Origin of the sequence: Caballeronia sp. EK (assembly GCF_014384845.1) — a bacterium.
Taxonomy (GTDB): Bacteria; Pseudomonadota; Gammaproteobacteria; order Burkholderiales; family Burkholderiaceae; genus Caballeronia; species Caballeronia jiangsuensis.
Genome location: NZ_JACSUE010000001.1, coordinates 1007934 through 1029960, shown reverse-complemented (window position 1 = coordinate 1029960; position 22027 = coordinate 1007934). Strand labels below are relative to the sequence as shown.

The 22027-nt window shown below is 66.3% G+C and carries 9 protein-coding genes and 1 pseudogene; 3 read left to right on the top strand and 7 right to left on the bottom strand.

Annotated elements, in window-relative coordinates; translation table 11 throughout:
* Positions 1-3: 3 nt before the first annotated feature.
* From IAG25_RS04330 to IAG25_RS04320, 3 genes and pseudogenes are all read right to left on the bottom strand, one after another.
* On the bottom strand, positions 4-1524 hold the full coding sequence (locus tag IAG25_RS04330) for a 4-hydroxyphenylacetate 3-hydroxylase N-terminal domain-containing protein (RefSeq protein ID WP_187603673.1): 1521 nt from the start codon (positions 1522-1524) through the stop codon (positions 4-6).
* Positions 1517-14638 (bottom strand): annotated as a pseudogene (locus IAG25_RS04325) (amino acid adenylation domain-containing protein); the annotation flags it as partial. The pseudogene IAG25_RS04325 and the gene IAG25_RS04330, both read right to left, overlap by 8 nt.
* A 103-nt stretch (positions 14639-14741) precedes the next feature.
* Complete coding sequence (locus IAG25_RS04320; RefSeq protein ID WP_309243914.1) at positions 14742-16043, bottom strand: NtaA/DmoA family FMN-dependent monooxygenase; 1302 nt, start codon at positions 16041-16043, stop codon at positions 14742-14744.
* A gap of 173 nt (positions 16044-16216) precedes the next feature.
* On the opposite strand from IAG25_RS04320, the gene IAG25_RS04315 reads away from it, so the two are divergent.
* The gene (locus IAG25_RS04315; protein WP_187603671.1) at positions 16217-16576 is read left to right on the top strand and encodes a DUF6072 family protein; all 360 of its coding nucleotides are present in this window, start codon (positions 16217-16219) and stop codon (positions 16574-16576) included.
* A 106-nt stretch (positions 16577-16682) separates the two neighbouring features.
* On the opposite strand, the gene IAG25_RS04310 is transcribed toward IAG25_RS04315, so the two are convergent.
* A complete protein-coding gene (locus tag IAG25_RS04310) occupies positions 16683-17426 on the bottom strand; it encodes a class I SAM-dependent methyltransferase (RefSeq protein WP_187603670.1) in 744 nt (247 codons plus the stop codon).
* Between the two features lie 137 nt (positions 17427-17563).
* Between IAG25_RS04310 and IAG25_RS04305 the strand changes: the two genes are divergently transcribed.
* Positions 17564-18577, top strand: a complete 1014-nt coding sequence (locus IAG25_RS04305; RefSeq protein ID WP_255503504.1) for a prohibitin family protein — start codon at positions 17564-17566, stop codon at positions 18575-18577.
* A 58-nt stretch (positions 18578-18635) separates the two neighbouring features.
* Complete coding sequence (locus IAG25_RS04300) at positions 18636-18839, top strand: hypothetical protein (RefSeq protein ID WP_187603668.1); 204 nt, start codon at positions 18636-18638, stop codon at positions 18837-18839.
* Between the two features lie 6 nt (positions 18840-18845).
* Here the strand turns inward: IAG25_RS04300 and IAG25_RS04295 are convergent, their stop codons facing one another.
* Genes IAG25_RS04295 through IAG25_RS04285 form a run of 3 tightly spaced genes read right to left on the bottom strand, consistent with a single transcriptional unit; the run spans position 18846 to position 22021 of the window.
* Positions 18846-20276, bottom strand: coding sequence for a purine-cytosine permease family protein (locus IAG25_RS04295; RefSeq protein WP_187603667.1), 1431 nt, complete (start codon positions 20274-20276; stop codon positions 18846-18848).
* A 49-nt stretch (positions 20277-20325) separates the two neighbouring features.
* Entirely contained in the window at positions 20326-21258 is a 933-nt protein-coding gene (locus IAG25_RS04290) for an electron transfer flavoprotein subunit alpha/FixB family protein (protein WP_187603666.1), read from the bottom strand.
* A gap of 13 nt (positions 21259-21271) precedes the next feature.
* Positions 21272-22021 carry an electron transfer flavoprotein subunit beta/FixA family protein gene (locus tag IAG25_RS04285; protein WP_187603665.1) on the bottom strand — a complete coding sequence of 250 codons (750 nt, stop codon included), beginning with the start codon at positions 22019-22021 and terminating at the stop codon, positions 21272-21274.
* Between the last annotated feature and the right edge of the window lie 6 nt (positions 22022-22027).

Sequence of the window (22027 nt, the reverse complement as noted above, 5' to 3'; positions counted from 1 at the left end):
GGGTCATGGCGTTTTCCAGACGGGATTCACCCATCCGTGTTCGTCATAGTCGGCGAGGCACTGATCGACGAGATCCGTCATCTGTTTCAGTGAGCCGTCCGCCGACGCCATTGCTTGCAGATGCACCTTCACTTCTTCGTGGCTGCCCATGTAATTGCGTTCGTACAGCTCGTGACGCCCCGCGAACTCGGTGCCGACCGCGTCCCACATGAGCTTCATCAGCTTGATGCGTTCGCGATGCCCGATGCCGTTGGAGCCGCGAACGTAGCGCGACAGATACCGGTCGATGTCCGGGTTGTCGAAGTCGCGCGCGGACGAGGGCAGATAGATCAGCGCGGACGCCACGATCTTGTGGACGATTTCCTTGATGCGCCCATACGAATCCGGAGCGAGCGCGCGGTACGCCAGCGCGGCGTGCAGATTCGGCAGCACGGCGCCGTCGATCCAGCGGTCGGGCTGACGCGCCATCGTGTTGGCGAGCGACCAGAACATGTGGCGCAGCGCGATGACCTCGCCGAGCATCACCTGATTGCCGCGAAACTCGTCGCCGCTCGTCACGTGCAGCGCTTTCGAGAGCAGCCCGGTGAGAAAGTCCAGCTTCACCGCATATCGCGTGCAGCCGTGAAAGCTCGTGCCGTGCATGAAGCCAGAAGCGGTCGGGAAATCCGGCGGCATGGCGTCCGTGCCGTGACTCAGCACGTTTTCCCACGGCACGAATACGCGGTCGAGGATCAGGATTGCATCGTTCTCGTCGAAGCGGGAACTGAGCGGCGAATCGAAGGGACTCGACACCTGGGTCGCCTGATATTCGTACGAGTTCCGGCAGATGAGCTTGAGCCCCGGCGCGTTCATCGGCGTGAAGAACATGACGGCGCGGCTCTTGTCGCTTTTGGCGATGCCGGCGTGATGGCTGAGAAACGTGTAGTGCGTGAATGCGGCGGACGTCGCGACGACTTTCGCGCCCGAGATGACGAGGCCGCCGTCGGTTTCCTCGTCGATGTGGATGTAGACGTCCTGCGCCTTCTCGGGCCGCGCGCGATCGATCGGCGGATTGGCGAGCGCATGATTCATGAAGGGCACGGTTTCCTGCGCGAGCTTGTGCCATTGCCGGGCGTTGCCGGCGAACGGCCCATAGTAATCCGCGTTCACGTTCAGCGTGTTCATGATCGACGCCTTGTAATCCGGCGTGCGTCCCATCCAGCCGTAGGTAAGGCGCGCCCATGCCGCGATGGCCTGCTGCTGCGCGACGAGATCGTCCGCGTTGCGCGCGTGCCGGAAGTAGCAGTGCGTGAAGCCGCCGTTGCCCGTGTCGGTCGCGCAGGTGAGGCCGGGCTGCTGCGCGGGATCGTGCAGCGCGTCGTAGAGGCGCGCAAGCGAGCGCGCGCTGTTGCGGAACGCCGGATGAGTCGCGATGCCGTCGATCCGCGCGCCATCGAAGAAGACCTCGCGTCCGTCCTGCAGGCTGTCGATGAATGCCCGACCGGTCAGCGGCCGCGCCGCCAGATGCCGCGATAGCTCATTCACTGTGTCTCACCCGATTGGCAAATAGATCACGAATGATCGGTCCGATGACGGCGAGCGCGTCGGCCCGCATCATGTGGTCGTGTTCATAGGGCACATCGATGATGTCGAGCGCGCCGCGTGCGCTCGCGCGCCATGCCGGCAGCGACGATTCGCCGGACGGCGACGCCGCGGCGCGCATGAACGTGATCGGCGCACTGAGCGGCGCGGGCCGGAACGCGGCGGCGAGCGTCGCATGGCACGCGGTGACTTCGACCAGCGCCGGCAACGCGCTCTGCGGCACATGCGCGAGCGGGCTTTCGATGGCGCGCATATGGTCCATCACGCGGTCCCAGCGCAGCGCGCCGGGCGCGATGTCGCTGGCCGGATAGCCGATCATCGCGAGGACATTGCCAAGATGCGTGGCCGGCGCGAGCGTGTCGTGCGGTGGACTCTGGGGCAGCGTGCTGTCGAGCAGCACGACATGCGCGACGGTCTCGCCCAGCGCTTCGAGGCTCGTCGCGATCCGGTGCGCGACGAGGCCGCCGAACGACCATCCCATCAGGCGATAGGGACCGCGCGGCTGGATCGCGCGGATATGCGCGATATACCGGTCCGCGAGCCCGGCGACCGAAGGCGGCGGCGCTTCGCCGCTCAACATCGGGGATTGCAGACCGTAGAGCGAAACATCGACGCCGATATGCGGGATGAGCGTCGCATAGCACCAGCTCAGGCCATATCCGGGATGCACGCAGAAGAGCGGCGCGGCGGCGTTCGCATGCTGTAGCGGCAACAGCGGCGCGAGCGCATCCGACGCGTGACGATGCCGCAACCGCGCGGCCAGGCGCGCGACGGTCGGCGCTTCGAACAGCGCGCGAATGCCGGGATCCACGCCCAGCGAATCGCGGATGCGGTTGACGAGCCGCGCCGCGCGCAGCGAATGTCCGCCGAGCGCGAAGAAGTTGTCGTCGATGGATACAGCTTCGCGCTCCAGCGTCTCGGCGAAGAGCCGCGCCAGTTCCGCTTCGCGGGCGTCGCGGGGGGCGAGAAAGCGTCGCGGTGCGGGCGTGGGCGCAGGCAACGCGGCGCGATCGAGCTTGCCGTTGAGCGTCACGGGCAGACGATCGAGCGTCGTGAAGCTGGCCGGCACCATGAAGTCGGGCAGGCTATGGGCTAGAGCATCGCGCACCTGGGCTTCGTCGTAGTCCGCATCGGCGACGACATAAGCGGCCAGTTGCCCGTCCACCAGCGCAACGGCGCAGTCACGCACCGATGCCTGCGCGCGCAACACGGCTTCCGCCTCGCCGGTCTCGACGCGAAAGCCGCGTATCTTGACCTGATGATCGGAGCGGCCGAGAAACTCCAGTTCGCCGTCGGCGGACCAGCGCGCCAGATCGCCGGTTCGATACATGCGCTCGCCCGGCGCGCCGTAGGGATCGGCGACGAAACGCTCGCCGGTCAGATCGGGCCTGCCGATATATCCGCGCGCGAGTCCCCGCCCCGCGATATACAGATCGCCCACCGTCCCCGGCGGGCAGCGGCCCAGCCAGCGGTCGAGCACATGCACGCGCGTATTCCAGACCGGCCGTCCGATGCCGTTTCGGGTCCGGTCCGCCGCCAGCTCCGCCGATGTCGACCAGATCGTGGTTTCGGTCGGTCCATAGACATTGATCACGCGGCGGGCATGGGCGCGCAGCCGTTCCGCGAGACGCGCGGACATCGCCTCGCCGCCGGTCAGCGCGAGCCGGAACGCGGGCTGCGGGCCGTCTTCGATTTCGCGCAGCAGCGCGTCCCAGAGCGTCGGCGTCGCCTGCACCACGTTCGCCCGTGATGCAGCGGCGAGGCGCGCGAGACGGCGCGGATCTTTCACGGCGTCGGAGGCGGCAAGCACGATCGTCGCGCCCGCGAGCAGCGGACCGAGCAATTCGAGGCACGCGATATCGAAGCCCAGCGTCGTCACCGCGAGCAGGCGGTCGCCGGATTTCAGGCCGATGCGCTCCTGCATCGCCGCAAGCAGGTTGACGAGGCCGGCGCGCGGCAACGCGACGCCCTTGGGCGTGCCAGTGGAGCCGGACGTATAGATCACATAGGCCAGATGCTCGGCGTGCGCAGCGGGCGCGATGGCGGCGAATACCGCGTCGCCGTCATGCGCTGGCAAGCGATCAACGACGAGCGCGGGTTTTGCGTCGGCGAGCATGGCCGCGATGCGCGTCGGCGGATAAGCGGGATCGATCGGAAGGAAGGCCGCGCCGCTCTTCAGGACGCCGAGCATGGCCACCACGATGTCGGGCGTGCGCGGCAAGGTCAGCGCGACCAGATCGTCGGGGCCGATGCCGCGTGCGATCAGCGCATGCGCGAAACCATCCGAGCGCCGGTCGATATCGGCGTACGTCCAGCGCGTTTCGCCCTGTTCGATCGCGACGAGCTCAGGCGTGCGCCGCGCCTGCCGCGAAAACTGCGCCGCGACGTCGTCATCGGGAATGGCGTGCGTCGTTCGATTCCACGCGTTCAGGCGTTCGGCTTCGGCGGGCGCGAGCAGATCGCGGGCGATGACCGCCTCTTCCGGCGCCGCCGCGACATGCTCCAGCACGCGCACGAACCGGTTCAACAACTTGTGCGCTGCTTCGGCAGCGAACTGGCTGATCCGGCAGTCGAGACGCAGCGTCATGCGTTCGCCCGGAATCGCCACGAGCGTCACGGGATAGTGCGTGCCGTCGTAACCGTCGATGCCCGCGACCGCGAGGCCGTCCGCCGCGCCATGCAGGCGGCGGGCGTCCATCGGATAGTTCTCGACGATCAGCAGCGAGTCGAACAGTTCGTTGTGTCCGGACTGCTCCAGGATTTCGGTGAGGCCGAGATGCTGATGCGGCAACAGGTCTGCTTGCGCCGCCTGCATGCGCCGAAACAGATCGGGCCAGCGCTCGCCCGGATCGAGTACCACGCGCAGCGGCAGCGTATTGATGAAGAGGCCGACGCGCCGCTCGATATCCGGCAACTCGGCGGGACGGCCCGACACCGTGATGCCGAACACGATGTCCCCGCGTCCCGTGAGCCGGGCGAGCAGCACGGCCCACGAGGCCTGGAGAATCGTGCTCATCGTCGCTTCGTGGCGTTGCGCCAGCGTGACGAGCCTGCCGCTCAGGCTCTCGGGCAGATCGATCCGGATCGTGCGCGCGTCCGGCGCATCCGAACCCGGTTCGGGCCGGGTCAGCCGTGTCGGCCCGTCCAGTCCGCGCAGCGCTTCGCGCCAGGCGGCACGCGCGGCCGTCTTGTCCTGGCGCTTCAGCCATGCGTGCTGATCGCGCAAAGGAAACGCGGCCTTCGGCGCATCGCCCGCATACAGCGACATCAGATCAGACACCACGACCGGCATCGACCAGCCATCGAGCAGCAGATGATGGTTGCTCATCACGAGCCGATGCCGTCGCGGACCGGTCTTGACGAGCGCGAAGCGCAGGAGCGGCGCGCGTTCGAGATCGAAGCGGCGTTCGCATTCCGACGCGAGCAGGGCCGACAGCGCCCCGGCCATGTCTTGCGCGCCGGAAATATCCACCGCACGCCACGGCGCGTTCACCGAACTGGCGACGACCTGAACCGGCCGCCCGCTCACGGTGCGAATGCTCACGCGCAAGGCTTCGTGGCGCGCCAGCAGCGCGTCCGCCGCGGCCCGCAGACGCGCTGCATCGACGTGTCCTTCCAAGGTCAGCGAAACTTGCGCGATGTAGGGATCGGGGCCGGACGCATCGTATTGCGAATGGAACAGCAGCCCTTCCTGCAAGGGCAGAAGCGGCAGGATGTCCTGCGCGCTGGGCGTCGCGGTCTCGATCGCGTCGATCTCCGCCTGCGTGAAATCGCCGCCGACATCCGATGGCGTCAGCCCGCCGGATTCGAGCCGCGCCATGCCGCAGAGCGCGTCGAACCAGCGGCGGGCCAGTTCGCGAATCGATGTCTCGTCGAACAGGCCGCCCGCGAAGGTCCAGTGCGCGTGCAGCTGCGGCCCCTCGTCGCCGTCGATGACCTGTGCATCCAGCGCGATGGCATGGGACAAGGGCGCATCGGCATCGTCGCCGCCTTCGAGCGACAGGCCGCCTGCCGCCGACCAGACGCCGCCCGAACCCCCGAAGCGGCCGAGATAGTTGAACGACAGTTGCGCGCGCGCGCCTTGCAGATGCGCGGCCGCCCGCGCATTGAGATAGCGCAGCAGCCCATATCCGATGCCGTTATCGGGCAGCGCCCGCAACGCTTCCTTGACCCGCTTCACGAGCGCGGAAAGCGGCGTCGCGCCGGTTTCGACGCTGTCGATATCGATGCGCACGGGACGAAGGCTCGTGAACCAGCCCACCGTTTGCGACAGATCGAGACCGCTGTCGCCCGGCTCGCGGCCATGCCCTTCGAGATCGAGCAGGACCGGGCCGCTCGCACCGCGCCATCCGGCCACGGCGAGCGCGTAGCCCGCGAGCAGAACGTCGTTCACACCGCCGCGGAACAACGCGGGAACGCTGCCGAGCAATCGCGCCGTGGTCGCGGCGTCGAGCCGCGCGCTCACGCGACGTGCCGTCGCCAGCGTGTCGGTGCGTTCGAGCGCGCGCGCGGCGAGCGGCAAGTCAGGGGCGGCGACGATCCATCGCCAGCGATCGAGTTCGGCGACGCGCCGCGCGGCGTGTGCATCCTCGTGAAGATGGCGCGCCCAGCGGTGAAAGGACGTCGGCACCGGCGGCAGCACGCACGGCTGGCCGCGCGCGGCGAGATCGTAGGCCTGTGCGAGATCGTCGAGCAGGATGCGCCATGACACGCCATCCACGACGAGATGATGGATCGTGAGCAGGAGCATGCTCGCCGCCGCGCGCCGGTCGTACCAGACGGCCCGCAGCACGCGGCCCTGTTGCGGCGCGAGCCAGTGTTCGAGCGCGTGTTGCTGACGCGCGGCGTCGCGCTCGACATCGGCGCTGGTCCAGTCGCGCGCATCGATCCGTTGCAGCAGTGTCGGCGCATCGGCGTCGCCGGGGGTTACATCGAGTTCTCCGTCGATGAGACGCGCCCGCAGCAACGCATGCCGCGCGATTGCCGCCTGCAATGCCTGCACGAGCGTCGCGTGGCGCGCGTTGGCCGGCAGGCTTATCCGCATGGACTGGCTGAATGCGCCGATCGCGCCGCCGCGCCCGCTCAGCCATCGCATGATGGGCGTGGCGGGCACGCGGCCGGTCGCATCGTCTTCTGGCGGCGATGCCGTAACGCGTCCGGCATCCGGAAGAACGCCAGCGATCTGCGCGAGGCCGGACGGCGTCTTGTGCCGGAACACATCCGCCGGGCTCAGATCGAGGCCCGCCGTACGCGCGCGGCTCACGAAGCGGATCGACAGAATGCTGTCTCCGCCCAGCGCGAAGAAGCTGTCGTCCGCCTGCACATCCTCGCGGTCGAGCACTTCGGCGAAGAGCCGCGCGATCGCGGCTTCCCGTTCCGTCGCCGGAACGCGCCGCGCCGATACCTCGCGCGACGGCGCGGGCAACGCCTTGCGATCGAGCTTGCCGTTGGGCGTGAGCGGCAGCGCGTCGAGCACCACGAACGCCGACGGCGCCATGTGCGCGGGCAGACGTCTCGCGACGGCGGCGCGCAGCGATTGCGCATCGAATGTCGATGCCGGCACGACATACGCGACGAGTTGCCGCTCGCGCACGGCGACGGCGCAGGACCGCACGCCATCGTCTTCCATCAGCACGGCTTCGATCTCTCCCGGCTCGATGCGAAAGCCGCGCAACTTGATCTGCTGATCGGCGCGGCCGAGATAGTCGAGTTGGCCATCGGCTCGCCAGCGTCCCAGATCGCCCGTGCGGTAAAGCCGCGTCCCGGCCGCGCCGAACGGATTGGCGACGAAGCGCTCGGCCGTCAGGTCGGGCCGCGCGAAGTATCCGCGCGCCAGTCCCGCGCCGGCAACGTAGATCTCGCCGGTCACGCCCGCCGCGCACGATCGCAGGCAGGCATCGAGCACATGGACCTGGCTGTTCCACACCGGACGTCCGATCGGCGGCGCGAGCTGGCCGGCGAGGTCGTCGCTCATCGTCGCGCATACGGTGACTTCCGTCGGTCCGTAGGCGTTGACGAGCCGCCGCCCGTTCGACCAGCGCCCCGCCGTGTCGGGCGAGATCGCCTCGCCCGCGGTGACGATCGTGCACGCGGCGGGAATCGTCGCGGGGTCCATGACCGCGAGCAGCGCGGGCGGCAGCGTCACGCAGGTGATGTCCTGCTCGCGGATCAGCCCGGCGAGGCGCTCCGCCGACATCAACGCCGGATCGGCGAGAACGAGGCGCGCGCCGCGCAGCAGCGTGACGAGCACTTCGGAGACGGCGGCATCGAACGAGAGCGACGCGAACTGCAACACGCGCGATGCTTCCGTGATGCCGAAGCGCTCGGCCTGCGCGCCGACCAGACTCGCGATGCCCGCGCGCGTCACCACGACGCCCTTCGGCTTGCCGCTGGAGCCCGATGTATAGACGACATACGCGGGATGACCGGGCGCGACGGCGCGCACGAGCGCGCCTGTGGGCCAGCCCGCGAGCGGCGGCAGCGCCGAAAGCGTGCGCGCGGGCCGCGCATCGGCGAGCATCGCGTCGATGCGTCCCTGCGGATAATGCGGATCGACCGGCAGATAGGCGCCGCCGCTCTTGAGCACGCCGAGCATCGCGACGACCATGTCGGGCGTCCGGTGCATGGTCAGGGCGACGATGCGCTCCGGCCCGATGCCATGCTCGACGAGAAAATGAGCCAGCGCGTTCGAGCGCATGTCGAGTTCTCGGTACGTCAGTTGATCCGGTCCCTGCGTCACCGCGATGGCGTCCGGCGTGCGCGCGGCCTGCGCACTGAAGCGCGCCGCGACATCGTCTTGGGCGACGGGATGCGCGGTTGCGTTCCAGCGCTCGATCTCGTCGCGTTCGCCGGGCGCGAGCAGGTCGATGCGTCCGACGAGACCGTCCGGCTGCGCAGCCATCGACCGCAGGATTTGCATGAGCGTGGCGAGAAGCCGCCGCGCATCGTGGTCGGATATCCGATCCGCGCGATGATCGATCCGCAACTCCAGTTCGCGTCCCGGCGTGACCATCAGGCTGACCGGATAGTGCGTCGTGTCGTTGACGGTCATCCCTGTCAGCACGACGCCGTCGATCTCGCTTTGCATGCGCGCGGCGGGATAGTTTTCGACGACCACCAGCGTGTCGAACAGCTCGCCGTGGCCGACGAGCGCCTGCACCTCGGTCAATCCGATGTGCTGATGAGGCAGCAGCGCCGACTGGTCCCGCTGGATGCGTTCGAGCAACTGCGCGACGGTCTCGCCGGCATGCAGGATCGCGCGCAGTGGAAGCGTGTTGATGAAAAGCCCGACGCGTTTCTCGACGTCCTGCAATTCGGCTGGCCGTCCCGCTGCCGTGACGCCGAACACGACATCGTGCCGCCCGGCCCAATGGCCGAGGAGGATCGCCCACGCGCCCTGTGCGAAGGTCGCCAGCGTCAGGCCGCGATGGCGCGCGCAGTCAACGAGACGCGCCGTCGTTTCCGCATCCAGCATCCCGGCGACGGATTCCTGTCGCGCGGCGTTCGCGCCGGGGTCCGCGTTGGCGACGAGACGCGTCGGTCCGTCCAGTCCGTCGAGCGCCGCCTTCCACGCGCTGCGTGCGGACTCGCGATCCTGCTTCGCCAGCCAGACGAACTGGTCGCGCAACGGCGGCGCATGGCCGAGCGCTTCGCCGGCGTAAGCCTGCATCAGCTCGGACACGATGACGGGCATCGACCAGCCATCGATCAGAAGATGATGAAGACTCAGCACCAGCCGATGATGACCGTGGCCCAGCCGCAGCAGGGCGGCGCGCAGCAACGGCGCTGAAGTCAGATCGAAGCGATGCTCGCGGTCCTGCCGGAGCCAGTCCGCGAGCGCATCGTGCGGATTCGCGGCGTTGGTTAGATCGATGTCTCGCCAGCGCGTTTCGACGGCGCGGCGCAGCGCCTGCACGGTGCGTCCATCGACGGCATGAAAACTGACCCGCAGCGCTTCGTGCCGTTCGATCAGCCTGTTCAGCGCGGCATGCAGCCTGTTGCGGTTCAGGTCGCCTTCGAACGACAGCACCAGTTGCACGATGTACGGATCGGGACCGGCAGCGTCGAACATGGCATGGAAGAACAGCCCTTCCTGCAACGGCGCAAGCGGGAGAACGTCTGCGGCATCGGGCACATCGGCGCGCAACGCGGCCAGCATGTCCGGCCACGATGCATCGGCGGACTGCGGCTCGATGCTCAGATCGCGCGCGACGACAGCGAGCGCGGCCGGCGTCTTTTCCCGGAAGACATCCGCGGGCGTCAGCACGAGCCCCGCCTTGCGTGCACGGCTGACGAGCTGAATCGACAGGATGCTGTCGCCGCCCAGCGCGAAGAAGCCATCGTCCGCACCGACGGATTCGATATCGAGCACGTCCGCGAACAGCTTCGCCAGCGCGGCTTCGCGCGGCGTCGCGGGCGGGCGCGTCGCCGATGTCCGCGCCTGATAGGCCGGCAGCGCCTTGCGGTCGAGCTTGCCGTTTCGCGTGATCGGAAGCCTGTCGAGCCGCACGAAGCCGACCGGCACCATGTAGTCGGGCAGGCGCTGCCGGAGCGCCGCGCGCACATGCCGCTCGTCGTAATGCTCGTCGGCGACGACATAGGCCACGAGACGGCTGCCGGTCGCGCCGTCCTGCTGCGCCAGCACCGCACACGCGCGGATCGCGGGCTGCTCGGACAGCGCGGTTTCGATTTCGCCGGGTTCGACGCGCAGTCCGCGCACCTTCACCTGCTGATCGGCGCGGCCGGCGAATTCCAATTCGCCCTGTTCGTTCCAGCGCGCGAGATCGCCGGTGCGATACATGCGCGCGCCGGGCCGTCCGTGAGGATCGGCGACGAAGCGCTCGGCCGTGATGCCCGTCTGCCCGACATACCCGCGCGCGAGGACATCGCCCGCGATGTAGAGATCGCCCGCCACGCCGATCGGGCAGAGGTTCAGGAAGTCGTCGAGCACGTGAATCTGCGCGGACGCACGCGGCGCGCCGATCGGAACCGGATGCCGCAGCCGCCGGTCGGGCGTCGCCGGAAAACTCGTGACGAACACGCTGGTCTCGGTCGGGCCGTAGCAGTTCAGGAGGGTGATCTCCGGAAAGCGTTGCAAGACGCGCTGGAAGCTCGCGACCGAGGCCGTGTCGCCGCCGGTGAGGATCGTGCGCAGGCCGTTCAGACACTCCAGGTCTTCCGTGACCAGCAGATTGAACAGGCTCGTCGTCAGGAGAAGATTGTTCGCGCCGTGGTCGGCGACTTCGCGGCGCAGATCGGCGGGCGTCAACTGCTCGCACGAAGCCACGGCGAGTTCGTCGCCGCGCAATAACGCGCTCCAGATTTCGTAGCTGCTGGCGTCGAACGCATAGGCCGACTGGAACAGCACGCGTTGCGGCGGAAGATCGAGCAGGTCCATCGCCATATCGACGATGCCCCTGTGCGTCAACTCGATGCCTTTGGGCAGCCCGGACGAGCCGGACGTGTACATGACGTTGATCAGGCACTGCGGCGGGATTTCGATGGCGAGGGGACTGTCGTCGCCTTCGTCGAGCATCGCGGGATCGATGCGCAGCGTTGCGACGGCGCCGTAGCCGGGGTGTGTGTCGGTATCGTGGAGCACGAGCGCGGCTTGCGTGTCGTCGAGCATGCGCCTTATGCGCTCAGGCGGCTGACCGCGATAGAGCGGCAGATAGCATCCGCCGGCCTTCACGATGGCGAGCGTCGCGACGATCAGCTCAAGCGAGCGCGCCATATCGACGGCGACGCGTGTTTCCAGTGCAACGCCGTGCGCCGCGAGCCGATGCGCGAGCCGGTTCGACATCCGGTCGAGCTGCCGGTACGTCAGTGCGCGCGCGCCGCAACGCAACGCGATGGCGTGCGGCTGCCGCTCGACGATCCGCGCGAAGCGTTGCGGAATCGACTGCGCTTCTCGCTGGCGCGTCTGCGATGGCGCGCCGAAGCCGAGCAGCGCCGCGCGTTCCTCGGGCGCGAGCACGACATGACGCCCGATGCTCGCGTCGGGATCGGCGATGGCCTGATCGAGCAGGCCCTGAAACGCGGCCGTCATGCGGCGCGCCGTGGCGGGCTCGAACAGGTCGGCGGCGAATTCGAGACTGCCTTCGATGACGCCGTGACCGTCATCGCCGCCGCCGTGGGCGATGAACTCGAACGCGAGATCGAACTTGGCCGCCGCATTGCCGATGGCGCGCGGCGTCGCCGTCAGGCCTTGCAGCGAGAGCCGCGCGTCATCGCCATATTCGAGCGTCAGCGCAACCTGGAACAGCGGATGACGCGCGGCGCCGCGCTCGGGATTGAGCGTCTCCACGATGCTCGAAAACGGCACATCCTGATTGGCGTAGGCGGCGAGATCGACATCGCGCACGCGCGCGAGCAGTTCGCGAAACGTCGGATTGCCGCTCGCATCGACGCGCAGCACCAGACTGTTCACGAAGTAGCCGACGAGATCCTTGAGCTGCTCGTCGAAGCGGCCTTCGCCCGGCGTGCCGATGAACACGTCCGTGCCCGCGCCGAAGCGCCGCAGCACCGCGACCAACGCGCACTGCAACACCATGAAGAGCGTGGCGTGATGAGCCTGGGCGAAGTGCGCCGCGCGACGATGCAGGCCCGCATCGATCCGGAACGCGATGCGTTCGGCGCGGCCCAGCGCGTCGGCCGGTCGCGGGCGCACGCGCGGCAGCGGCAATTCGTCGGGAAGGTCGACCAGCATGCCGCGCCAGTACGCGAGCTGCCGTTGCGCGAGACTGCCCGTTTCGTGGACGGAGCCGAGCAGCTTGCGCTGCCAGTCCGCGAAATCGGCGTATTGCACCGGCAGCGGCGGCAAGTCCGGCCGCGTGCCGGCGCGCCGCGCTTCGTAGGCCGTCGATACGTCACGCAGAAACGGCGCGAGCGACGCGCCATCGAAGGCGATGTGGTGAAAGCTGAAAACCAATACGGCGCGATCTTGCGTACAACGCAGCAGGCGCGCCCTGAAGGGAATGCGGCTTTCGAGATCGAAGGGCGCGCCGGTCTCGTCGGCGATATGGCGATCGAGTTCGGCGGGCGTCAGGTTCGTCACGGCGAGCAGATCATCGAGTTCGCTCGCGCGCAGGACATGCTGATACGGGCCGTCGTCCGCATGACGAAAGAGCGTGCGCAGGCTGTTGTGCCGGGCGGCGACGTCGTGAAGCGCGAGGCGCAGCGCGTGCGCATCGCACGGACCGGACAGCTCGAAGGCGTAGGGCAGGTTGTAGGCGGCGGCCGCCGCGCCATCGCCCAGCCGCGCCAGAAACCATAATCCCTGCTGTCCCGCCGACAGGCAGGCGCGCTCGCGCGATGTCTCCGCCGACAGGCGCAGCCGCCGCGTGCCGCCGCCTTCGAGCAACGCGGCAAGCCGTTCGACGGTCGGCGCGCGGAACACATCGCTGACACTCGCATCGACCTGCAATACGGCGCGTATCCGGTTCGCGAGCTGTGCGGCAAGCAGCGAATGGCCGCCCGATGCGAAGAAGTCATCGTGGATGCCGACGTCATCCAGCCGCAGCACATCGGCGAACAGGCGCGCAAGTTCGATCTCGACGGGCGTTCTGCCGGAAGGACCGCGAGCGCCGTCACGCATCGCTTTGGGCAAGGCGGCGCGATCGAGCTTGCCGTTGGGAAGGAGCGGCAACGCGGACATCGCGACGAAGGCCGACGGCAGCATGTAGTCCGGCATCCGGCGCGCCAGCGAGTCGCGCACGTCGGCTTCTTCATAGCCGGCCGCGGGCACGACATAAGCGACGAGCCGTGCTTCGCCCGGTGCATCCTCCTGCAGGACGACAGCCGCCGCCGCGACATGCGGATGGGCGAAGAGCGCAGCTTCGATTTCGCCAGGCTCGACGCGAAAGCCGCGTATCTTGACCTGCCTGTCGGCGCGGCCGAGATATTCGATTTCGTTGTCGCCGCGTCGACGCGCGCGGTCTCCCGTGCGATACATCCGCGAGCCGGGCGGACCATGAGGATCGGCCAGAAAGCGCTCTGCCGTCAGGCCGGGTTGCCCGAGATAACCTCGGGCCAGTCCCGCGCCTGCAAGATAGAGTTCGCCGGCCTCACCCGTGGCGCAGGGTTGCAGGCGTTCATCGAGCACATAAGCCGACGTGTTCCAGATCTCGTGGCCGATCGGCGCGCCATTCGCCGGCGTGGCGACGGCATGCAGGCTGTCGCCGCTCGCTTCCGACGACCCGTAGAAATTGACGAGACAGGCATCCGGCACGCAGGCGGCAAAGCGTTCAGCCAGCGCGGGCGGCAGCGTTTCGCCGCTGCATATCCAGAGTGGACAGCGGTTGAGCGCGACGTGATCGGGCTGATCGAGCAGCGCCGCGAGCAGGCTCGGAACGACCGTGATGCGGCCGATATCCAGACGCGGAATTTCGGCCGTCAGCAGCGCCGGGTCTCTGGCGACATCGGCATCGGTCAGCGCGACCGTGGCGCCCGCGATCAGCGGTGCGAGCAGTTCCGTCGCGCCATCGATGAAGCTCATCGAGCTCTTGGCGAGCACCGTTTCGCCGGGCGCGAACGCATAGGTTTCGGCCACCCAGCACAGTCGATTGACGAGACCGGCGTGCAGGCCGACCACACCTTTCGGGCGGCCCGTCGAGCCCGACGTATAGATGACATACGCCGCATCGAGCGGGCGTGCGGCTGTGCGATGCGCCGTTTCCTCACGCGCGGCATGATCGCTCGCGGGGAGATCAACCATATGCAGTATCGGAATCTCCCGCACGATTTCGGCGAGTTCGGCGGCGAGGCTCGTGTTGGTCAGCACGCACGATGGCCGCGCATCGCGCGACATGAAGGCGAGCCGATCCGCCGGATACGCCGGATCGAGCGGAAGATAGGCCGCGCCGCTCCTGAGCACGCCGAGAATGGCCAGCACCATGTCGAACGAACGCGGCAGCGCGATCGCGACGATGTCCCCCGGCCCGAGCCCGTGCGACATGAGCAGATCGCCCAGCCGGTTCGCGCGCACGTTCAGTTCCGCGTAGGTCATCTGGCGCGCGCCGTGCAACAACGCGGCGGTGGTGGGCGTGCGCGCGGCCTGGCGCTCCAGAAGGTCGCATACGGTCAGCGTCGTCAGCTCGTCGGCGGACCAGCGCGTCGCGTCGTGGCCGCCGTCGATCGGATCGGTCAACGCGTCCATTCAATCAGCCATCCTGATGATGAGTGGACGTCAATCCACGTGCACGCAGCTCGGGAATCACGGCGCGGCCAAATTCCTCGAAGGTGCCCGGAAAATGCGTCGGCGTGATGACGAAGCCGTCGCAGCAGTCTTCGAACAACGCCTGAAGCTGATCGGCGACATCCGACGCCGTACCGATGAGACGCGGCGTGCCCGTGCTCGCCGACAGCCCGATGGCGACATCATCGACGCGAATGTCGGGTTTCGCATCGAGCAGCTTCGCAAGCCACGCCAGCGTGCCGCCCGCATCGACCGCGGGCCGCTTGCGCTGGGTTTCGAGAATCGGCTGCAAGGGTGCATCGCCCGATACGCCCGACAGGTCGAGGCCCAGCATCGCGGCCAGATAGCTTCGGGCTGCGTCGGGGTCCACGAGCGTGTCGAGATGCGCGGCGCGGGCCTCGGCGATTTCACGCGTCTCGCCGATCACGGGTTGCACCGCCGCCATCAGGCGTATGTCCTGCGGCGAGCGCCCCATGCGCGCGGCGCGGGCGCGGACGTCGTCGCGCAATTCGCGCATGGCGGCGGGCTCGCTCTGTATCGCGAAGATGACTTCCGCCCAGCGCGCCGCGAAGTCGCGCCCTCGCGGCGAGACGCCCGCGGCCATCAGCGTGGGTCCGACCCGGTACGGCAGCGTCAGCGGGCCGCGTATATCGAAGTGACGGCCCTTGTGATCGATCTGATGGATCTTGTCGGCGCGGGCATAGACTCCGGACTTCTTGTCGGCAATGAGCGCGCCTTCATCCCACGAGGACCAGAGGTCGTGGCACACCGTCAGCACTTCTTCCGCACGATCGTATAGATCGCGATGATCGAGCGATGTCAGGTGCGCGAAGTTGATGCCGTTGCTCGGCCCCGCCGACGTGACGACATTCCACGCCATTCGACCTTGACTAAAATGATTCAGTGTACTAAGCGTTCTGGCGATATGATAAGGCTCCATATAGGTCGTCGACAGCGTGACCGTGAACCTCAGGCGGCGCGTGACGCCGATCATCGGCGCAACCAGCAAGGCGGGATCGTGACGGATCGCGCCGCTTGCACCGCGGCTTGTCATCGTTTGCCATTCGCCGTCTTCACCCATTGGAGCGGCGAGCGATTCCGGCACGAACGCATAGTCATAACCATAGCGATCGAGGCTGCGAGCCAGGTTTTCGTAGAGCCTGCGATCGCAGAAATCGGTTTCGCTATAGGGATGGCGCCACATCGCGCCGAAGTGACTTCCGGGCACCAGCACGTAAGCCGATAGAAGCATGTGACGGCGCGTCACGATGCGGCTCCGCGTACCATGTCACACGTTTGTGATGCCTTGATGGAATCATTTCCAGCAGGGTTTCGTACGAACATGCGACACCACCTTTTTACTGGTAGTCACCGGAATTTCTGCGTATATTGTTCTAGTGTGGTTGAAGTTGTCAATTAAGTTGACCTGAGGGCCAAGACATGAAAGACAACACCGCGGTCACCGAGACTCCTCATACGGAAAGAATTACCAGCGACACTCCCGCTGTGACGCGCAGCACGAGTCCGGCCACCAATGGCGTGAAACTCGTGGGCGAAGCGTTCGTCCCCGGCGCGAGTCTCCTGATGGATGGAAATGTCGTCAATGGCGCTGCGCACGTGGCAGCAGGCATCGGCATCAAGATGCTTTTCGGGCCGGTCGGTCTGCTGCTGGCGGCGGCTGATTCCTACTCGAAATCGGTCACTGACAAGTACCTGTGGAACCACGTCAACGATCTCGTCACCAAGGCGAAGGAGACGCGAAAGGCCAGAGCGGAAGCGGCGAGCCCGCCGGCCGAGTAATCCCCCATCGGTTCTCCGCCGATACGATTGCAAACATCACTGAGCATAACTTTTCAGATGCGCCCGAAGCACTCGCCGCGCATCTGAAAGCATGTGCACGCTCGTTTCAATGCTCGAGTCGCTGAAACACCCGAAGCTCGTGCCCATAGATCAGACGGGGAATGAATTCACCATGCACGAGAGCGAGCCGATGATCGCCGGCCCAGGTTTCCACGGCGCCTTCGGGGACTTGCTCCACCCACTCGCGCGTAAAGATGTAATCGTCGATATTGTGGGCCAGCCGACGCCCGCCCGGGCGCGCGGTCATATCCTTGTAGAGAAAAATGCCGCCCGGTTTGACGCGCTGCGCCGCGGCGGCGAATACGTCGCTTCTGCTTCCCGGCGGCACGTGATGCAGGACATCCACCATCGCAACGACGTCGAACGGACCTTCCGGCGCTTCGGCGACCGACCGTACGTGCTCGAACGTCAGAATGCCTTGTGCGCCGACACGCTGCGCTGCGGCACGCGCCGATTCCAGCGGCGGCGCCATGACGTCGCAACCCACGCCACGGCGAATCTTTTTCATGGCCGCGAGCAGCGTGAGCAGCGATCCCGCGCCGCAGCCCACGTCAAGAACCTCGGCGCCGTCCCGAATGAACGGCAGCAGTTTGTCGTAAGGACAGACGTAAGGGCGAATCGCGCTCAACCATCTGAACGGCGCGGGCGTGTCGCAATACGCGGCATAGAAGAAACGGCGCAGTTGCGCGGGCGTTGCAGCGCTGTCTACCGAGGGAATGGAGGCCGATGCGGGAGCGAGCATTTCCGTGTGCAGGTGTCGTCCGATCTTGCGCTTGATGTTACTATGCAAACACTTTTTGCGCCGCAAAATTCTGCGAATTATTCGTTATCCGTACGAGTTGATGCCAGATGAGCCCAGCGGATCAGGTCGATGACGAGGCTTCCGAACCTCAAAAGCACCGCATAGTCAGGCACGTCCGGTATCGGATGAGCCGGAGCGAAAAGTTCATCGCGGTGTCGCTCGTCGTCGGCGTCATCGTGCTGCTTTTGATTCCCTTCACGTTCATCATCATTCCGGCGGGCCATGTCGGCGTGCTCTATCGCTTGCTGAGACACGGCACGGAGACGGACTTCGTCTATCACGAAGGGCTGAACATCAAGTGGCCATTCGATCGGATCTACACCTACGAAGTCAGGACGAAGACGCTCGACGAGAGCGTCCACGCGCTCGCGCGCGACGGCCTGAGCGTTCAGGTGGAGATTTCCGTGCTGTATCGCCCGGTGCCGGATAACGCGGGCAAGCTGCATCAGGAAGTCGGCTATGACTACGTGGACCGGGTCGTGCGTCCGATTTCGCTCGGCGCCGTGCGCGACATCATCGGGAAATGCGATCCGCACGATCTGTATCGCATCAATGTCGAAGAGCTGGAAGGCCGCATACTGGAGAAGATGCACGGATCGCCGGCCGCGAAGGGGCTCATTTTCTTCGAGCGCGTCGTCGTGCGCGATCTCGATCTGCCGACCACGGTGAACGACTCGATCAACAGAAAGCTCACGGAAGAACAGAATGCGCAGGCGTATAAATTCCTGATCGCGCAGGCGCAGGACGAAGCGGAGCGCAAGCGGATCGAAGCCATCGGCATTCAGACGTTCTATTCCATCGTCGCCAATTCGCTGACGCCCCAGTTGCTGACATGGCGAGGCATCGAAGCGACCGTGCAGTTGTCGAACTCCAGCAACTCGAAGATCGTCGTGGTCGGCGGCGGGAAAGATCAGCTTCCGTTGATTCTCGGAAGCGACATCGCCAAGCAGCCGGATCTTCCCGCGCCGAAGGTGATCGACCCGCAGTCGCATCCGCTGCCGCAATGGCGCGATCTTCCAAAGCTCTTTCCGAAAGCCGGCGACGCGGGCGCCGCCGCCTCCGAAAGCAGCGGCGGCACCGCGCCCGGTGATGAAACCAACGTGTCGCGAGCCGCCAATCCAGGCGCGAAACAACGTTAGATGCTTGTGATGTTAAGCTGATTGCTCGTTGCAGCCGCGACGATCACGGGAGGCCATCATGATTGTGATTCCCAGCCTCGTTTATATCGTTCTGAGCCTGCTCGTCGCGTATCGCGGCCGGCGCACGCATCTTGGCTATCTCGGAACGTTTCTTCTGAGCTTGTTCATCACGCCGATCATCGTGTTCGTCGGCCTCCTGCTTCTGACGCCTTCGCCGGAGAATGTCGAAATCATCTATCGCGGAGACAAGCAGAAGATTTAGGCGAGGCTAATCCGCATTGGGCATCGCTTCGGACGCGACACGCTCCGGCACCTGCGATCGCCCGAGCCGCGACATCGCGTAATACAGAATGCCCGGCACGACGATGCCCACGATCCACGATACATCGACGCCGCCCAGCGCATCGACCCACGCTCCGGTATAGAAGCCGGTCGCGACGAACGGCATCTGCACGAGCACGCCGAGCGCATAGACCGTGATGCCCGTGACATTCCAGCGTCCGTAGCGGCCATTGACATCGAAGAGGGCGGGCACGTCGTAGCGCTCGCGCGTGACCCAGTAGTAATCGACGAGATTGATCGCGCTCCACGGCGTGAAGAACACGAGCAGAAACAGCAGGAACGAAGAAAACGCCTTCAGGAACGAGTGCTGTCCGGCGAGCGCGAGTCCGCTCGATGCCGCGACGCTCAGCAGCACGAAGACGAGCCGCGTGCGTGACGAGATCTCGCGCTGTCCGCCGAAGCCGGTGACGATCGCCGCGACCGACATCACGCTGCCGTAGGCGTTGAGCGTGGTGATCGTGAGCTTGCCGAGCGCGATCGTGAAGTAGAGCACGGCGGCAATCGCGCCCGTCGCACCGAGTCCGACGATGAAACCGACCTCGTGCCCCGAAAAGCGCTCGCCGGCGAGCGCGGCGGCCAGCACGCCGAAGGTCATCGATACCTGCGCGCCGATCACGGTGCCGCTGAACACGGCGAAGAAGGTCTTGCGCGCGGAAGTCGACTTCGGCAGGTAGCGCGAATAGTCCGCGACATACGGCCCGTACGCGATCTGCCACGAGGCCGACAGCGAAATCGCCAGCAGAAAGGAAGCCACGGTGAAGTGCCGGTTCGAGAGCAGCGTCTCGGGCGCATGGCCGTGCAGCAGGCTCGCGAACAGATACAGAAACGCGAGCGTGCCGACGATGCTCGACACGCGGCCCATTGCGTGAATGACGCGATAGCCGAAACCGGTGAGCAGCACGATCAGCGCCGCGAAGATCAGGATCGATGTCGTGTTGTCCGTATGCAGGAGCGCGCCGATGGCCTGTCCCGCGAGCACCGTGCCGCCCGCCGAAAAACCGATATACATCACGCAGACGAGCACGAGCGGAATGATCGCGCCGTACACGCCGAACTGCACGCGGCTGGAGATCATCTGCGGCAGGCCGAGTTGCGGGCCTTGCGCGCCGTGCAGCGCCATCACCGCGCCGCCGATGACCTGGCCGATGAGCAGCCCGATCAGCGACCAGAACACATCGCCGCCGAGCACGACCGCGAGCGCGCCGACGACGACCGCCGTGACCTGCAGATTCGCGCCGAACCACAGGGTGAACTGGCTGAACAGGCTGCCGTGGCGCTCCGCGTCGGGAATATAGTCGATCGAGCGGCGCTCGATCAGCGAGGCGTTCGCGGCGGGTGCTGAAGTGTTGCGTTCCATGCTCGTCTCCTGAGCGGTAAGGCACTTCGTGAGAAAGATGTGTGCGGATTCAGATCGCGTCGACGAATGCCGGCACGATGTCGTGCAGATCGCCGACGAGACCGTAGTCGGCCACGCCGAAGATCGGCGCGTCCGGATCCTTGTTGATCGCGACGATCACCTTCGAATCCTTCATGCCGGCGAGATGCTGGATCGCTCCCGAAATGCCGACGGCGACATACAACTGCGGCGCGACGATCTTGCCGGTCTGCCCGACCTGATAGTCGTTCGGGACGAAGCCCGCATCGACGGCGGCGCGCGATGCGCCCAGCGCCGCGCCGAGTTTGTCGGCGAGCGGTTCGAGCATCTTCGCGTAGTTCTCGCCGCTGCCGAGGCCGCGTCCGCCCGACACGATGGTGCCGGCGTTCGTCAGTTCGGGGCGCTCCAGCTTCGTCGCTGCGCGGCTGACGAAGCGCGACAGCCCGCGATCAGCAGCCGCTTCGATGCGCTCGATCGAAGCGCTTCCCCCTTCCGCCGATACGGCATCGAAGCTCGTCGCGCGCACCGTGAGCACCTTGACCGCATCGGTCGATCGCACCGTGGCGATGGCGTTGCCCGCGTAGATCGGGCGCTCGAATGTGTCGTCGGCGATGATGGCGGTCACGTCGCTGATCTGCGCGACATCGAGCTTCGCGGCGATGCGCGGCATCGCGTTCTTGCCGAAGGCCGTCGCGGGCGCCAGGATATGCGAGTAGTTCGCGGCGATGGGCAGCACCGTCGCTTCGATGTTCTCCGCGAGGCCGGCTTCGAGTTGCGGCGCATCGGCCAGCAGCACTTTCGACACGCCCGCGATCTTCGCCGCCTCTTCTGCAATGCCGTGCGCGTGATGACCGGCGATCAGCACATGAATATCCGCGCCGATCTTCCGCGCCGCGCCGATGGTCTTCAATGTCGCCGCATTGACCGACGTGTTGCCATGTTCCGCGATAACCAGAATCGTCATTTCCCTGTCTCCGTCAAAGGACCTTGGCTTCGGTCTTGAGCTTGTCGATCAGCGCCGGCACGCCGGGCAGTTTCACGCCGGGCGCGCGCTTCGGCGGCTCGGTGACCTTGAGCGTTTGCAGGCGCGGCGTGACATCGACGCCGAGTTCTCCGGGCCGAACCGTAGCGAGCGGCTTCTTCTTCGCTTTCATGATGTTCGGCAGCGTGACGTAGCGCGGCTCGTTGAGGCGCAGGTCGGTCGTGATGACGGCGGGCAGTTTCAGCGACAAGGTTTCCGCGCCGCCGTCCACTTCGCGCTCGACCATCGCGAAGCCGTTATCGACTGCGATGCCTGAAGCGAACGTCGCTTGCGGCAGACCGGCGAGCGCGGCGAGCATCTGGCCGGTCTGATTCGAATCGTCGTCGATGGCCTGTTTGCCGAGGATGACGAGTTGCGGCTGCTCCTTGTCGACCAGCGCCTTGAGCAACTTGGCGACCGCGAGCGGCTGCAACTCCGCGCTGGATTCGACCAGAATCGCGCGGTCCGCGCCGATCGCGAGCGCCGTGCGCAGCGTGTCCTGCGACTGCGCGACACCGCACGACACGGCGATCACTTCGATCGCGACACCGGCCTCCTTCAAGCGCACGGCGGCTTCGACAGCGATCTCATCGAACGGATTGATCGACATCTTCACGTTCGCGATATCCACGCCGGATTGATCGGACTTCACGCCCACTTTCACATTCGCGTCGACGACGCGTTTGACTGCTACAAGAACCTTCACGATTCG

Coding starts and splice junctions, on each gene's coding strand:
- IAG25_RS04315 (WP_187603671.1), top strand. CDS start 16,217: ATGAAAGACAACACCGCGGTCACCGAGACTCCTCATACGGAAAGAATT.
- IAG25_RS04305 (WP_255503504.1), top strand. CDS start 17,564: ATGAGCCGGAGCGAAAAGTTCATCGCGGTGTCGCTCGTCGTCGGCGTC.
- IAG25_RS04300 (WP_187603668.1), top strand. CDS start 18,636: ATGATTGTGATTCCCAGCCTCGTTTATATCGTTCTGAGCCTGCTCGTC.
- IAG25_RS04295 (WP_187603667.1), bottom strand. CDS start 20,276: ATGGAACGCAACACTTCAGCACCCGCCGCGAACGCCTCGCTGATCGAG.
- IAG25_RS04290 (WP_187603666.1), bottom strand. CDS start 21,258: ATGACGATTCTGGTTATCGCGGAACATGGCAACACGTCGGTCAATGCG.